Origin of the sequence: Providencia sp. CIM-Carb-044 (genome assembly GCF_033901115.1) — a bacterium.
Classification (GTDB): Bacteria; Pseudomonadota; Gammaproteobacteria; order Enterobacterales; family Enterobacteriaceae; genus Providencia; species Providencia hangzhouensis.
The window spans coordinates 231448-245780 of sequence record NZ_JAXADV010000002.1 but is presented as its reverse complement, the minus strand read 5'-3'; the positions used below and the strand labels follow the sequence as shown (position 1 = coordinate 245780).

Sequence of the window (14333 nt, the reverse complement as noted above, 5' to 3'; positions counted from 1 at the left end):
TAATTTATTGTCACAACTCATTTCAATGATGAATAAAATTATTCTACCGTGTTCCTATTAATGCTATGATTTTTCAATAATTATAAAATTCATACTTTCACTAGGATCACAGGTAAACACATGCAGGACTATGGTATTTGGACCGTTATCACTCCCATTGTGACTATAATTTTGGCGATATTAACTCGCCAAGTCATGCTTTCATTAATGCTAGGAATATTCGTTGGTTTTACTGTCATTAACGATCACAACCTATTATTAGGTGTGCAAGGTACCGTTGATGGTATTATTGATACATTTTCATCTGCAGGGAATACGCGAACAATTGTCTTTATGGTCATGATCGGAGGGATAATGAGGCTTGTTGTTGTGACAGGCGGAGTTCGAGCATTAGTTCAGCTACTAACCAATAAGACAAAACTGATTAAAAACCGTAAATCTACCCAGTTTCTTGCCATTATCATTACTTCTCTTATTTTTATTGAAAGCTCAATTAACCAATTAGTCGCTGGCGCCTCAACTAAAAATCTAGCACGACAATATGGTGTTGCTCCTGAAAAAATGTCCTATATTATCCAAACAGCATGTGTTTCTGTTTGTTCCTCCGCCATCATCAATGGTTGGGGTGCAGTAATAATGGGGTTAATCGGGGTACAAATTTCCCAAGGTCTGATTCAAGGCGAGCCCTTTGATATTTTAATTACTTCGATTGGTTACAATTTAATGGCATGGTTATCTATTATAACTATCCTATTCTATGTATTTACCAATATTTCATGGGGGCCCATGAAAAAAGCTGAAGATAAATATCAACAAAATTTTATTGAGGGGAATATTTCCCAGTTACAAAGCCAAGATAATGAAGAAGAGATTATTGATCACCCTAACGCTCATTCTTCATTAAACTTCTTTATTCCTATTTTATCTACGGTGTTAATGGTCCCTATCGCACTATATATCACTGGTGACGGTGATTTTAGCAAAGGAAGTGGTTCGACATCCGTATATTGGGGAGTCATGTTTGGTACTGTGGTATCTTTCTGTTGGTTTATCAGTCGACGGTTACTAAATATTGATGAATTCTTTAAAGAATTATTTATCGGCTACGCCAATATGCTAAAAATCAGCTCAATTATGATCTTAGCGTTCTTGATGGGAAATGTCTCTGCTGAGTTAAACACGGGAGCCTATATTGCTGAAGTCACTCAAGGAGTTATGGCCCCAGGTTTTTCTATTGGATTTATCTTTATAATTAGCGCCATTATGTCTTTAGCAACAGGCACCTCTTGGGGAACTTTCGCGATAATGATACCTATCGGGGTTCAATTAGGTTTATCTGTAGGAATGCCTGTTGAATATATGATTGGTGCAGCAATTTCTGGCTCAATATTTGGCGATATGACCTCCCCAATTTCTGCGGATGCTATTGTTGCTTCAATGGCGACAGACTGCGAACATATTGAGCATATTCGTACTCAAATGCCTTATGCGTTAGTAACTGCCAGTATTGTTCTTGCTATTTACCTTTACCTTGGTTTTTCTTATTAATTATTGGGAGTCTAGATGTCTATCCAACAACAACTAACACAGTACGCAAAAATAGATTTACTTAACTCGTCGACTCCACTTAATCGATTGAATAATTTATCGCATAAGTTTGGTCGTGAGATTTATATAAAACGTGATGATATGACTCCCCTTGCTATGGGGGGAAATAAACTGCGTAAACTAGAATTTTTAATGGCTGATGCATTAGCCAAAAAAGCAAAAATTATTGTTACCGCAGGGGCAATTCAATCAAACCATGTCCGCCAAACTGCAGCTGTTGCTGCCATGTATGGGCTTGAATGCGTTGCGTTATTAGAAAATCCAATTAAAAGTGATAACCCTAACTTTCTGCATAATGGTAATAAATTATTAACTGATTTATTTGCCACTCGTTGTGTGATGTGTGATGAATTAACCGACCCACAATCCCAAATGGAAGCGCTAATTAAAACACTTTCTCTTAAAGATGCCTATATTGTCCCTGTGGGTGGGTCAAATACATTAGGTGCTTTAGGCTATGTCCAATGCGCTATTGAGATAGCTCAACAGAAGCCAGAACATATTGAATTTGATAAAATTATTGTTGCTTCAGGAAGTGCTGGAACCCATGCAGGGCTTGCCATTGGTTTACAAGAATTACTACCACAGAGCCAAGTCATTGGCGTGACAGTGTCACGAAAGCAACAAGACCAAGCCCCTAAAGTTGAAAAATTGCAATCCGAACTGGCTCAATGGTTGGGTCTAGCTAAAACACCTGAAGTACAATTATGGGATAACTTTTTTGCTCCCATGTATGGAATGCCAAACCAAAAAGGCCTCGCCGCAATCAACTTATTAGCGCGGCAAGAAGGTATTTTATTAGACCCAGTTTATACCGGTAAAGCCATGGCTGGGTTAATTGACTACTTGGAAAGCTCTGAAGAAAAAACTCCCGTTCTGTTTATTCATACGGGTGGAGCCCAAGCATTATTTGCTTACTCAGATATTAGCCAAACAATTAAGTAATCATCATCAGATAAAAGGGCCAGATTGCCCTTTTATCTTCCATTGTAAAGCTAAAATACTCGACTTCCTTCTTTATTATTGTTGATTAGTCTGTACTATCCAATAATCGGTAAGTGATCACATATAAATATTGCTCGTTTGGGTAAATCTCTTTGATAAGTGCTTTCAACGTCTCTAGACCCATGGCTTCTTGCTTAGCGTGGTATTCAGAAATGTCATCATAAGAAATGGGCTCTACCGACAATATTTTAATATCAGTATAATATTTCCCTGTTTCTAACGCATATACCTTCACAATACTCCCAGGAACATAATCGCTCTCGCTTTTATCACGAATAGTGATAATTTTTTTACCGGAAACCACCAATGGAAGTAAACGCTCAAAAAAGGTTATCGTGTCTGGTGCGTTATTCATAATAATTCTCTTATTTTTATACAATCTCTTTTCTAGGAAGACCTATTTTCTTATAAATCCAATAAATTGCAATAAAATGGTTCTTTTTGTGCTTTCAATTATACGAACACTATAGCGATCATTGCGTTTTATATACAATCAAGCCATAAAAATATTATCTACTACTATAAACTGAGTATACATAATGGATAACAATGAAAATTTGTTCTATCAACAAGAACACTATTTTTGGTCTGCAATATGTGCAAATACGGTGAAAATCAGCAACCAAACTAGTGCTTATTTTTCTGAGCTACCATTGCCTATATTTAATTATATTTACCTCCACCAAGGCGCACTCATTTCAGATTACGAGAAGGCCGAAGCGCTGTTCAAAAAACAAACTAAGCCTTATGTACTGGTTGTTCATGACCAAATACTTTCACTATTTGAGTCAGAAATAATAACACGGAGATTAGTCTTTGATGGTGAATCAACCGCAATGATTTTGCCACAAGGGGCTTTGTCTCAATACAATTCACCACCACCGCTTAATACTGATTTTCAGATAATACAGAGTAATGATCGACTCGAAGATTGGGCTCAGCCGTTAATTACAGCATTCCCTGTCGATTCTGATACAGATGAAAGTGACTCAACTGTTACTGACGAGTATATTCGTTATCACCAAAGAGCGCTTGATAAACAAACTAATATGGTGCATTTAGTCTTATTTGCAGATCAGCAACCAGTCTCAACCTTAACTATGACATTTAATAATGAAACAGCTCGACTTGATGATATTGGTACTGATATTCAATACCAAGGTAAAGGGCTCGCGACTTCACTTATTAAACATGCGCTATACCTTTGCCATCAACAAGGGATTAAACAGTGTGTATTGGAGTCATCCAGTGAAGGGTTATCTATCTACAAAAAACTGGGTTTTGAACCTATTTTTAATTACTACAGCTATATTTCGGCGTGATTTTATTGAATGCATCTTAATAATCAAGATGCATTTTACTTTACCTAAAAAAATAAGGTTTAATGTAATCACTAATCGCAAAACTGCACCTAGTGACACAATCATGGGGATTAATATAATGATAACTCCCAGTATATTTATTTTGTCACCGTTTGGTACCAATGTTGAATATCTGTCACAATTTGTTCAGTGTGCAACTGCCCATCTTTATCTTTGAAATAATGGTCTAAATCTTGATAAGAACGGTAACTAACATGGGTATTACGAACTTGTTTCATCATATTATCTGTACCATGAGCATCCACGTTGGTATCCGCCATCGTTTGTATCACCAAATGTGGGGTTTTAACTGACTGGATAAGTTTTAAATTGTCAATGGTGAGCATCTCATACCACCATTTCGAGCCATGGCCGCTGACAAATTGGTCGTTATTTAATTGCTTTTGTTTTACCGCTTCTGCAAATTGTTTAAAACCTTCCTTTGAGTTAGCAATTTCTTCTTTAGGTGTATTATTTTCAATACTATATAGAACATCATTAATGAAGTATTGGCCGCCAACATTCAATGCAACGGATGCGGTAATAAAGTTTTCTTGTGCAACAATTAAATTAGTTACCAGCGCACCTTCACTTCCGCCTAATAGCACTATGTGTTGGTAATCATTTTTTAATTGCTTTAATACTGTTACATAATTATTGGCGCGTTCTAATGGCGAGTCTTTCGACATGTAGTCAACAGGACATTCTTCTTCTGAAGCTTCTTCGCCATTAACCCCCACTTGGCTGTTTAATCCTGTTTTTTCAACTAATAAAATATCATTATGAGGAAATACAACCCCGAAATTTTTCAACATATTGGGGTTATTAATGACGCTTTTACAATCTGAGCCTTGTAATAAAACTAATAAATCCTTTGATTTTTTGGCTTGTTTTTGGATTAAATAATAATTTATATCTTTGCCTGCAAAGTGCATAGTTTGCATACTCACAGGTAAATTCTGTGCAAATACACTTAATGGATAAATTGAAAACAACAAAGGCGTAATTTTTAGTTTCATTGCACACTCATCATGTTCTATAAGGACCTTTCGACGATATTATATTGAGTTTTTTATAACAAATAGCGCCTAAAATGCCCTCGTAAAACAAGATTAAATATAGATATACGGTTTAGACCTGTACAATTTTTTTATGGCGCTTGAGAAACAAGTATTAATGACTCGCTATGGGGGGAGAATGCTATGCAATGGCAATGTTAGCAGCGGGTAAAATCGATATTTGTGTCGAATTCGCACTGGAACCTTATGATATTGTTCCATTAATCCCTATTATAGAACGTGCTATTGGCAAAGTGACTACATTAGATGGTTGCTGAGCTGAAATTGGTGGTACGGTTGTAGCAACAGGCTACCCAAACCTTCATAAACAAATTCTGGCTATCTTAATACAGGTAGTTAATTTTATCTTTTAAGAAGTATTATAAAATGCAATCTACTCAACAAGTTAATAGTCATGTTTCCTTTATGCCTGCGAAAAGGGAACAAGTTTCTACTCGAATTATTTTTTTTATTGCCGGTTTTGTTACCGCGGCCTGGGCAGCCATTGTTCCTTATGTCAAACTTAACACAGGGGCAAATGATGCCACCCTTGGCATGCTACTATTATGTTTCGGTGGAGGAGCACTTATTGCTATGCCAGTAACTGGTGCATTAGCTGCCAAATTTGGTTGCCGCCGTTTAATGGTGTTTTCTACCATCGCCTTTAGTTTGTTATTCCCCATTTTATCCTCTTTATCGCAAATTAACTTTATTATCATTGCCTTATTATTATTTGGAATTTTCATTGGCTTAACAGATTGCGCGATGAATGTTCAAGCGGTGATTGTTGAAAAATCATCTGATAAGCCAATTATGTCCGGCTTTCATGGTTTTTATAGTGTCGGGGGGATAGCTGGTGCAGGTACCATGAGTTTGATCTTGTTACTTGGTGTTTCCGCGACAATGGCATCAATCATCGTTTCAGTTATTGCCGTAGTTTTATTAGCTATTTGCTATAACGGTTTAATCCCTTACGCTAACGCCCCAACAGGCCCTCTTATCGCTATACCGAAAGGCATTGTTTTGGTTATTGGGGTTGTTTGTTTTGCCGTTTTTCTTGCTGAAGGTGCAGTTCTTGACTGGGGAGCTGTATTTTTAATTGAACACCATGGATTAGAAGAAACTTTAGGCGGCTTAGGGTTTGCTGCTTTTGCCACAACTATGACGATTGGCCGCTTACTGGGCGACAAAATTGTTATGCGAGTCGGTTCCTCTCGCGTCGTATTTTTAGGTGCTTTACTCGCTTGCCTCGGTTTTGTTATTGCTGTTTTATCTCCTCATCTCATATTTGCCATCATGGGTTTTGCATTAGTCGGTGCAGGTTCATCTAATATAGTACCGGTGATGTTTTCGGCTGTAGGGAAGCAAAAAACGATGCCAGAGGCCCTTGCCGTACCTGCAATTTCAACTTTAGGCTATTTAGGTATTTTGGCGGGACCTGCAGCTATTGGTTTTGTTGCTTTTCAACTGTCCCTGGCAACTGCATTATTATTAATTTCTGCATTATTAGTTATTATTGCTTTTGTGACTCGTTTTATCCGTGTGTGATTTTTTGAATCTCATAAGGCAGCCCTTGCAGGTTCAGGTAAAATACTCTGTGTTGAAGATTATATTGATGATAAGCCTGAACACAACGCGTTAGCTATCGCACAAAACGCCCTTACAACAATTAAAAATTCATTTATAGGTAGTAACACGCTAAATCTTGAAAACGCTTTCACAGGAATGCGACCTATGCCTAAAGATGAGATGCCAATTGTCGGAAAAGTTGCTGATTTCGAAGGTTTATATATTATCAGTATGCACGCTGCGATTACGCTAGCGCCTTTGATATGCCAATTGGCTCAAGATGAAATCTTGCATGGGATAGAACAAGCCGCATTAGGTCCATATCGATTAACTCGTTTTGTATCAGGTAACTGACAAATGAATATTCCGTTGTACTATTTAAGACATTATCAATCGATTGAAAAAACATTCTGGACATCTATTTGTGAACATAGTATCCAGATTGCACAACACACAATTTGCTATTTAACGCCCCTTAATTCGCCAGCGTTTAACTTCATTTATTTGCAGCCTGACTCAACCAGTCACGCCTTTATGCAGGCTCACAACCTGTTTGTTTCACAGAAGAAAAACCATACCTTAGTGATCCCCGAAGAGATGCTCCAGCAGGTGGTAACTGAGGCTGAGTCATTAGGGTATAAACGTGACAGTGTCACGACTGCAATGGCACTGACCTTAGTAAAGCAAAATGAAGTTGAACTGCCTGATAACCAAGTCGATATCGTCTTAGCCAATCACGATTTGTCTTTGTGGGCAAAGCCACTGGTTTCTGCGTTTTACCTGTCTGAAGAGCACGATCAGGTTATTCAGGAATATGTGCGTTATCATGAGGATGCATTACAACAAGGCGCCCCGCAGTTTCACCTTGTGTTACTCGTTAATGGTGAACCAGCGACCTCCATGACTGTGACGATCGAAGGTACGTTAGCGCGTTTTGATGATATTGGTACCGAGCCAAGCCATCAAGGTAATGGTTACGCTTCACAACTTATTGATTATGCGTTAGCATTTTGCCGCCAACAAGGTGTAGAACACTGTTTCCTAGATGCGTCTGAAGCGGGATTTGATTTGTATAAAAAATTTGGATTTGAACCTCTCTTTCGCTATATCAATTATGTTTGGTGCAAATAATTTATAACCATAATGTTATTTGTAGAGCTATCTGAAGTGGGATCATTGTTCACACAATGGTTCCAAGCTCAGTCATTCCAGATTAATCATAATGACAAAATTATCTAATATTTACATATGAAAATTAATATTATTGGCACTAGTGGTAGCGGTAAAAGTACCCTTTGCCAACAACTTTCGCTGTTGTTAAACGTCCCTTCTATCGAATTGGATAGCTTATATTGGTTAGCGAATTGGCAAGGTTCTTCGGATGATGCGCTTAACCAGAAACTCACCGCTGCATTAGATAAAGCGGTATCTGGATGGGTTCTTGATGGAAACTATACGCGAACCCAACCCATTAAATGGAAAGAGGTTGATATGGTGGTATGGCTGGATTACTCCTTACCAAGAACGCTTTATCAGTCGATTACGCGCACATTGTCGCGCATTCGTTCAGGGCAAGAGTTGTGGGCAAATACAGGTAATAAAGAACGTTGGAAAAATGCTTTTTTCAGCCGTGATTCGATAATTCTGTGGCTACTAAAGACTTACTATCCAAATAAGAAAAGAAATCTAAGTCATATGGCAAATATCAACTTACGCCATATTCAGTTTGTTCGACTCACCTCACCAAAAGAAACAAACTTATTTTTACAACAAATGAAAGCTCAAGTTCAGGGTAAATAAACATCTCGGTAGCCATAAAAACTACCGAGATAGTATTTTTTCAGCAATTAAAGCTCATCACATGCCGTTTTCAACATCGCAGTTTGTTGGAATTTTTCAATTCCTAACTCAATCAAGCGGCTGATTAATTGCGGGTATGTCATACCCGCTTGTTGCCACAATTTGGGGTACATACTGATGTTCGTAAAGCCAGGCAATGTGTTGATTTCATTGATAACTACGTCGTTGTTTTCCGTTAAAAAAACATCCACACGGGACATTCCACTGCAATTTAATGCGCGATACGCGGATAAGGCAATCTCGCGTATTTTATCACTCACCGCAGCATCTAACTGTGCAGGAGCCACGACAGAGGCGCCATTTTCATCAATATACTTAGTGTGGTACGCATAGAAACTATCGTGTAATACGATTTCACCACAAGGGCTGGCAAGAGGTTCTTCATTGCCCAGTACGGCGCATTCAATCTCACGCCCTTTTACTGCACTTTCAATAAGGACTTTCATATCAAATAAGAAAGCAAAGTCCAGTGCTGCGTAAAATTCCGATTCAGTGCTGACTTTACTGATCCCGACAGATGAACCTTGATTTGCTGGTTTAATAAAAAGTGGTAAACCTAATTGCGCCACGGTCGCTTCATATTCAGTTGTTGCGCGCTCATTTTTGAGCACTGTTATAAACGGAGCAATATTTAAGCCTGCATCTCTAAGTAATCTTTTGGTAACGTCTTTATCCATACAGGCAGAGGAACCTAAAACCCCCGGACCGACAAATGGTAAATTCGCCATGCGCAATAAACCTTGTAACGAGCCGTCTTCACCTAAGTTACCGTGAACAATAGGGAAAATAACATCGATTTGTGGCAATGGCTTAGCATCTTCTAACGAAATAAACTGTTCGCTTGTTTTACCTGGAACAAGTGCGATAGCTCGCTTAGGCGTATTCAACGCAATACGAGAGGGATCATCACCATGCAATAAAAAATCAGATTCGTTATATTCATGCCATTGCCCTTCTTTATTAATCCCTAAAAGGCATACATCAAATTTATTGCGATCTAACCCATTGATAATATTTTTAGCAGACTGTAGTGAAACTTCATGTTCTGTTGATCGGCCACCAAAAATAACACCGACTCGTATTTTGCTCATTATTTGCTCCGACATAAAACACCAAACCTAGCCGAGAAATATAGCACGCAAAGAAAAGGTTATGGCATAAATTATTTATTTTTCATTAAGATTAGCTGGCTTTATGACCAAACCTTCTTTTTTTGATAGCTAATTATCTTTTATCTATCAGAGTTTCAATACTGATATTCACCTGTTCAATTAGCCACTGCGTAAAAATAGCCGCTGCACTGCCTTGCTCTACAGGTTTAGATGACAATAAATAATATGCTGAATTATCTTCAATAAAGCCATATGGCGCGGTTAATTGTTTCGATTTTACTTCATCTGCAACCATCAAAAATGACGCAAGCGCCGCCCCTTGCCCAGCCAAAGCCGCTTGTATACACAAATAAAAGTGTTCATATGTAATAGTTTTATTATTTTGAAGCGCTATTTCTTTTATATTTTGCCAAGTTTCCCATGCAGTTGGCCTAGATAGAGTTGACAGTAGCGTTATATGACTAAAGTTTTCTTTAAAATCAAGTTCAGGCCGAACCACGACGCCCATACATTCTGAGCACACTTTCACCGCGCAAAGGTTGTCATTCCATTTGAAATCATTACGCCTCAATGCTAAATCAACATTCGTTTTTGTGAAATCGATAACACCACCTGCCGCCACTAAATGCACTGTAATATGGGGATATTGTTGATAAAAATGTGTAAGCCGAGGAATTAACCACTTCATTGCGATTGTAGGTTCACAAGACAAACTAACAACATCAGGAAAGGTATTGTTTTTTATCTTTTCAACCCCCTCCTTAAGCTGTTCAAATATTGCACTAGTTGTTTGTAACAATATTCGTCCATTAGCCGTTAAAAAAACAGCACGGTTCCTTCGTTCGAATAGCTCAACACCAAGGTATTCTTCTAATAAACGAATTTGTCGGCTAATCGCACTATGAGTCACATTCAGCTCTTGAGCCGCTTGCACAAAGCTACCTGCTTTCGCAGCAGTGTCAAAAAAACGTAATGACGTTAACGGTGGTAGTTTCATATATAGGTAATAAAAACTGACAGATTTATGTCAGGATAAATCGCTTTTTAGTTTTATTCAATCTATTGATAATAAAAACAATAAATGAACAAACAATTTCAGAATAAATCTGTTTTTGGTCTGTTTTTATTACCTTTTAGGAAATTAATATGAATGAAATTATTGCAGTTGCAACTATTACCATTTTAGCAGTCATTAGTCCGGGGCCAGACTTTGCTATGGTAACTCGTAATAGTTATACCTATGGCATTAAAACAGGCTTACTGTGTGCGCTAGGTATTGCTATTGGTGTGCAGGTTCATGTGTTTTATACCATATTTGGCATCACTTTGGTCATTATGAGTTCACCCGCATTATTCTTAATCGTTAAACTTATTGGGGTGTTTTACTTGGTATACATCGGATTTAAATCATTAACAAATAAAGTAAAAATATCCTCAGATAAAGCCGTATCAAAGCCATTATCGGCCCTAAATGCGTTTAAAAATGGTTTTCTGACAAATGCATTAAACCCAAAAACCATGTTTTTTGTGATTTCTGTGTATAGCCAAGTTATTAGTACACAAAATTCAATTTGGTTAAATTTAAGTTATGGTTTGTTTATTTCCTTTGCCCATTGGCTATGGTTTAGCCTAATTGCAATTTTTTTTGCAATGCCCGCAGTCAGAAACAAAATTCTTAACTACCAATTTATTATGGACCGAACGATTGGAATCCTACTGATTTTATTGGGATTATCTCTACTATTCTTTAATATAAACTAACCCCACATTCACATTCATGGTAGTTATTTACCCTGCAACCGATAATATTCATTGACCACTTTCGCCAACTCAACAACATCGGTTGGAATATTAAGTTTGGCGAGTTGGTCAAATGGCACCCATTCAAATGGGGCAAAAGGCGGTTGTGATGAGGGCAATAACTCACATAAGTAAATCATATCAATATGCCAATGGTTCCCTTTCTTTTTATCCGCAATAAATTCTTTCAAGATAGCGATGGGCAACGGTAATACTTGTGTATGGGATGAATCCTGCACTTGCGATACAAAGGGGAAACCGCAACTGACCACTTGGCACTCTAATCCAGTTTCTTCAAGAACCTCTCGGAAAACAGCATGTTGTGGTTCTTCGTTTGCTTCAATATGGCCACCTGGCGGTAACCAAAAACCAAGTTTTTGATGTTCGTGTAATAAAAACTCACCATGCTCATTACGGATCATTGCTGTTGCCGTAAAATGTTTAACTTCCTCTCTCATCTCGCCACATCCCTTTTTTATTTTGTTATTCTTACATTGTATTTCTGGTGTTGAGCCTAACACCTTGTTGCCTTCCAGTCACGGTAACCATTTCAACTTACATGAGGCATTCAAAGCGCAGTCAGCGGAAAGAAATTATCATATGCTTAGCTAATGGCGATTGATTATTAACTCGGGGTGGTTAAATTGAAAAAAGAATTTGATTTTTATAAGCAACAAGCTATGAACTTTGAGAATGGGAAAAAAATAAAAACCCATGAGATTTGTTATTGTTCATCATAAAGATGCGCAATAAATTGAACAAATTAGAGGAATAGCCAGCACATAGACCGGCTATTTCTGATAAAACTATTAAGCGGTTAGTGCCAGTTTTGCTCCAAACATCAAGAATACAGCACCAATACAGCTATTAGAGAACTTCGAAAGCTTTTTATTATGTTTAACCATATTCGTTACGGCAACAGCACCAAAAATCAGCAGTGATAAATAAATCATGCTACAAGTTTCTAAAATTAGGCCAAGTATGAAAAATGGCACACCTGCACTTGGGTAAGCTGGGTCAATAAATTGGATAAAAAATGAAACATAGAAAATAATCATCTTAGGATTTAGTAAACTTAAAAAAACGGCTTTTTTATAGGTGCCCTTGGTTTCTAAGATAATTGAATCAACATCACCTGTATTTTCTTTCTTATGCAATACGCTATACAGGGTTTTAATCCCTAAATAAAATAAATAAGCCGCCCCTGCGTATTTTATAACACTAAAAAAGATAGGTGATGTTTTTACTAAAGATGCAACGCCTAAAAATGATAGAAAAATGAGCACAGCATCTCCTGTAAAGACACCTAATGCGGCTTTATAACCATTTTTCACACCATATTTTGCACTGCTAGTTAAAACAAATAAAGAATTAGGGCCTGGTACCAATGTAATAAAAATAACACCGATAAGATAAGTCCATAAGTTTGTAATACCGAGATTTTCAAGCATAGGAAACCCGCTAACTCAATAAAAGTTATAACAAAAAATTCACATCATTTATTTATGACTATATGATACAGGCTTTACATTACTTATAAAAGATATCACCACATAATAATGTCAATATAAAATATAAATCCAAATAATATTAAAATACTAGACAAACAACAATGAATTAAGATCAAAAAACAGAATAACAACCCAAAACAAGAACCTTAGTTAGAAGCTAACTATAAATAGCCAATCAAGTAGTTGTAAATGCTAGAACAGGTAATTAAATTAGCATTTAATTTTACAGAATAAATAAAAGTAGTAGTAGTGATTTGATTAAGGTTTCGCGTTATAACATAAAAGTTCGTGCTATTTAAAAGTAAAATTGGATCAAGCCAGTATAAAACTAAAATAGCCCATTACTAATATTTCATCTCTTTAAAATCAATCAAGTTATATAAGTGTTCAAAATTACAATAAGGTTAGCTTAAATGGTGTCACAACAAAGTAATCAATGGCAAAAAGCAATGATGGCAGGCGCTGTTCATACCGCTCCTCTTAATCTTGCTGTTATTCCTTGGGGAGTTTTAGCAGGTTCAATGGCGGTCGAAACTGGTCTCGATTTCTGGCAAAGCGTAGCGATGTCCGCGATGGTATTTGCAGGTGCGGCACAATTAGTCACTCTTGGGTTGCTTAACTCGGGTGCTGGCTATATCACGATTGTTATTTCTGTTTTTTTTATCACTTCCCAGCATTTACTTTATGGACTGACATTACGCCCCCAAGTTAAAGACTTTACAACTCCTCAGCGCCTTAGTATCGGTTTCTTATTAACAGATGAATTATTTGCGATTAGCGCTGCTAAACGTCAGAGTTTAAGCTTTCCTTATTTGTTTGGTGCGGGGTTTAGTTTTTATCTCGTTTGGTTAATTACTAGTCTTTGTGGGATTGCAATGGCCAATATTGTGGGCGATTTGAGCCGCTTACATCTCGACTTTTCTGTCGTGGCAACTTTGCTTGCAATCGTCGTTCCATTAACAAAAAAAATAAGTACGTTGTGTGGCGTGATCTTTTCACTCGTTGTCGCTATCGTACTTTCAATGTACTCCTTCAGTAGTGCTATTGTTATCGCAGGTGTGGGTGGGATGTTTGTTTCGGTAGCCGTTTCACGTTTATTGAAGGAGGAAAAATGATTTGGCTTTTAATTATTACCTTAACAGCGGTTGTTTTTACTCTACGTTATATTTTTCTAATACCACAGTTGCCAATACGCCTTCCTCTTGTGGTTCGTCAAGCACTAGGGTATTCAGCACCTTGTTTATTAACCGCAATTTGTGCCCCTGTTATCCTATTAGAAAACCATGAATTGCGAACCTTCCCTGATAATCCTTATTTATGGGGAGCGCTATTCTGTGTCATCGTGGCTTCTGTATTAAAAAACATGCTGCTAACTGTCGGCCTTACCTTAGTATTTTTCTATTCTCTTATTTATTTTATCGGTTAACTTATTATTTAAGATAAAGCATC

16 protein-coding genes and 1 pseudogene are annotated in these 14333 nt (G+C 37.4%); 11 read left to right on the top strand and 6 right to left on the bottom strand.

The annotated features are described in order from the left end of the window. Positions 1-120: 120 nt before the first annotated feature. Both SJ312_RS04460 and SJ312_RS04455 read left to right on the top strand, forming a co-directional pair. Positions 121-1548, top strand: coding sequence for a Na+/H+ antiporter NhaC family protein (locus SJ312_RS04460; RefSeq protein WP_153673405.1), 1428 nt, complete (start codon positions 121-123; stop codon positions 1546-1548). 15 nt (positions 1549-1563) lie between these two features. Beyond that, on the top strand, positions 1564-2553 hold the full coding sequence (locus tag SJ312_RS04455; protein WP_004254429.1) for a D-cysteine desulfhydrase: 990 nt from the start codon (positions 1564-1566) through the stop codon (positions 2551-2553). 85 nt (positions 2554-2638) lie between these two features. Here SJ312_RS04455 and yqfB read toward each other — a convergent pair whose 3' ends face one another. After that, positions 2639-2968 (bottom strand): N(4)-acetylcytidine aminohydrolase, encoded by a 330-nt coding sequence (gene yqfB, locus SJ312_RS04450; protein ID WP_110591707.1) that lies wholly within the window; start codon positions 2966-2968, stop codon positions 2639-2641. Between the two features lie 184 nt (positions 2969-3152). Here yqfB and SJ312_RS04445 point away from each other — a divergent pair, with 184 nt between their 5' ends. Continuing rightward, positions 3153-3935: a GNAT family N-acetyltransferase gene (locus SJ312_RS04445; RefSeq protein ID WP_153673406.1), complete on the top strand. Its 783-nt coding sequence runs from the start codon at positions 3153-3155 to the stop codon at positions 3933-3935. A gap of 137 nt (positions 3936-4072) precedes the next feature. Here SJ312_RS04445 and SJ312_RS04440 read toward each other — a convergent pair whose 3' ends face one another. Then, a complete protein-coding gene (locus SJ312_RS04440; RefSeq protein WP_144140002.1) occupies positions 4073-4993 on the bottom strand; it encodes an alpha/beta hydrolase family protein in 921 nt (306 codons plus the stop codon). A 145-nt stretch (positions 4994-5138) separates the two neighbouring features. Between SJ312_RS04440 and SJ312_RS04435 the strand changes: the two are divergent. From SJ312_RS04435 to SJ312_RS04415, 5 genes and pseudogenes are all read left to right on the top strand, one after another. Beyond that, a pseudogene (locus tag SJ312_RS04435) lies at positions 5139-5406 on the top strand (inositol monophosphatase family protein); the annotation flags it as partial. 13 nt (positions 5407-5419) lie between these two features. Next, positions 5420-6580: an MFS transporter gene (locus SJ312_RS04430; RefSeq protein ID WP_110591704.1), complete on the top strand. Its 1161-nt coding sequence runs from the start codon at positions 5420-5422 to the stop codon at positions 6578-6580. Positions 6581-6766: 186 nt separating this feature from the next. Next, positions 6767-6955, top strand: coding sequence for an FAD-binding oxidoreductase (locus SJ312_RS04425; protein ID WP_109912282.1), 189 nt, complete (start codon positions 6767-6769; stop codon positions 6953-6955). Between the two features lie 3 nt (positions 6956-6958). After that, positions 6959-7732: a GNAT family N-acetyltransferase gene (locus tag SJ312_RS04420; protein WP_112307091.1), complete on the top strand. Its 774-nt coding sequence runs from the start codon at positions 6959-6961 to the stop codon at positions 7730-7732. Positions 7733-7849: 117 nt separating this feature from the next. Further along, positions 7850-8401: a hypothetical protein gene (locus SJ312_RS04415; RefSeq protein WP_004254476.1), complete on the top strand. Its 552-nt coding sequence runs from the start codon at positions 7850-7852 to the stop codon at positions 8399-8401. Positions 8402-8448: 47 nt separating this feature from the next. Here SJ312_RS04415 and ddlA read toward each other — a convergent pair whose 3' ends face one another. Both ddlA and SJ312_RS04405 read right to left on the bottom strand, forming a co-directional pair. Then, a complete protein-coding gene (ddlA, locus tag SJ312_RS04410) occupies positions 8449-9552 on the bottom strand; it encodes a D-alanine--D-alanine ligase (RefSeq protein WP_036957745.1) in 1104 nt (367 codons plus the stop codon). Between the two features lie 133 nt (positions 9553-9685). Further along, the gene (locus tag SJ312_RS04405) at positions 9686-10570 is read right to left on the bottom strand and encodes a LysR substrate-binding domain-containing protein (protein ID WP_110591701.1); all 885 of its coding nucleotides are present in this window, start codon (positions 10568-10570) and stop codon (positions 9686-9688) included. Between the two features lie 149 nt (positions 10571-10719). Here SJ312_RS04405 and SJ312_RS04400 point away from each other — a divergent pair, with 149 nt between their 5' ends. Then, complete coding sequence (locus tag SJ312_RS04400; protein WP_110591700.1) at positions 10720-11334, top strand: LysE family translocator; 615 nt, start codon at positions 10720-10722, stop codon at positions 11332-11334. Between the two features lie 23 nt (positions 11335-11357). Here SJ312_RS04400 and SJ312_RS04395 read toward each other — a convergent pair whose 3' ends face one another. Both SJ312_RS04395 and leuE read right to left on the bottom strand, forming a co-directional pair. Further along, positions 11358-11831, bottom strand: coding sequence for an NUDIX hydrolase (locus tag SJ312_RS04395; protein ID WP_096863737.1), 474 nt, complete (start codon positions 11829-11831; stop codon positions 11358-11360). A gap of 351 nt (positions 11832-12182) precedes the next feature. Further along, positions 12183-12824: a leucine efflux protein LeuE gene (gene leuE / locus SJ312_RS04390; protein WP_004254492.1), complete on the bottom strand. Its 642-nt coding sequence runs from the start codon at positions 12822-12824 to the stop codon at positions 12183-12185. A 473-nt stretch (positions 12825-13297) separates the two neighbouring features. Between leuE and SJ312_RS04385 the strand changes: the two genes are divergently transcribed. Both SJ312_RS04385 and SJ312_RS04380 read left to right on the top strand, forming a co-directional pair. Further along, a complete protein-coding gene (locus SJ312_RS04385) occupies positions 13298-13999 on the top strand; it encodes an AzlC family ABC transporter permease (protein ID WP_004254495.1) in 702 nt (233 codons plus the stop codon). Then, positions 13996-14310 carry an AzlD domain-containing protein gene (locus tag SJ312_RS04380; protein WP_094960595.1) on the top strand — a complete coding sequence of 105 codons (315 nt, stop codon included), beginning with the start codon at positions 13996-13998 and terminating at the stop codon, positions 14308-14310. Before SJ312_RS04385 ends, SJ312_RS04380 begins: the two co-directional genes overlap by 4 nt. Positions 14311-14333: the final 23 nt, after the last annotated feature.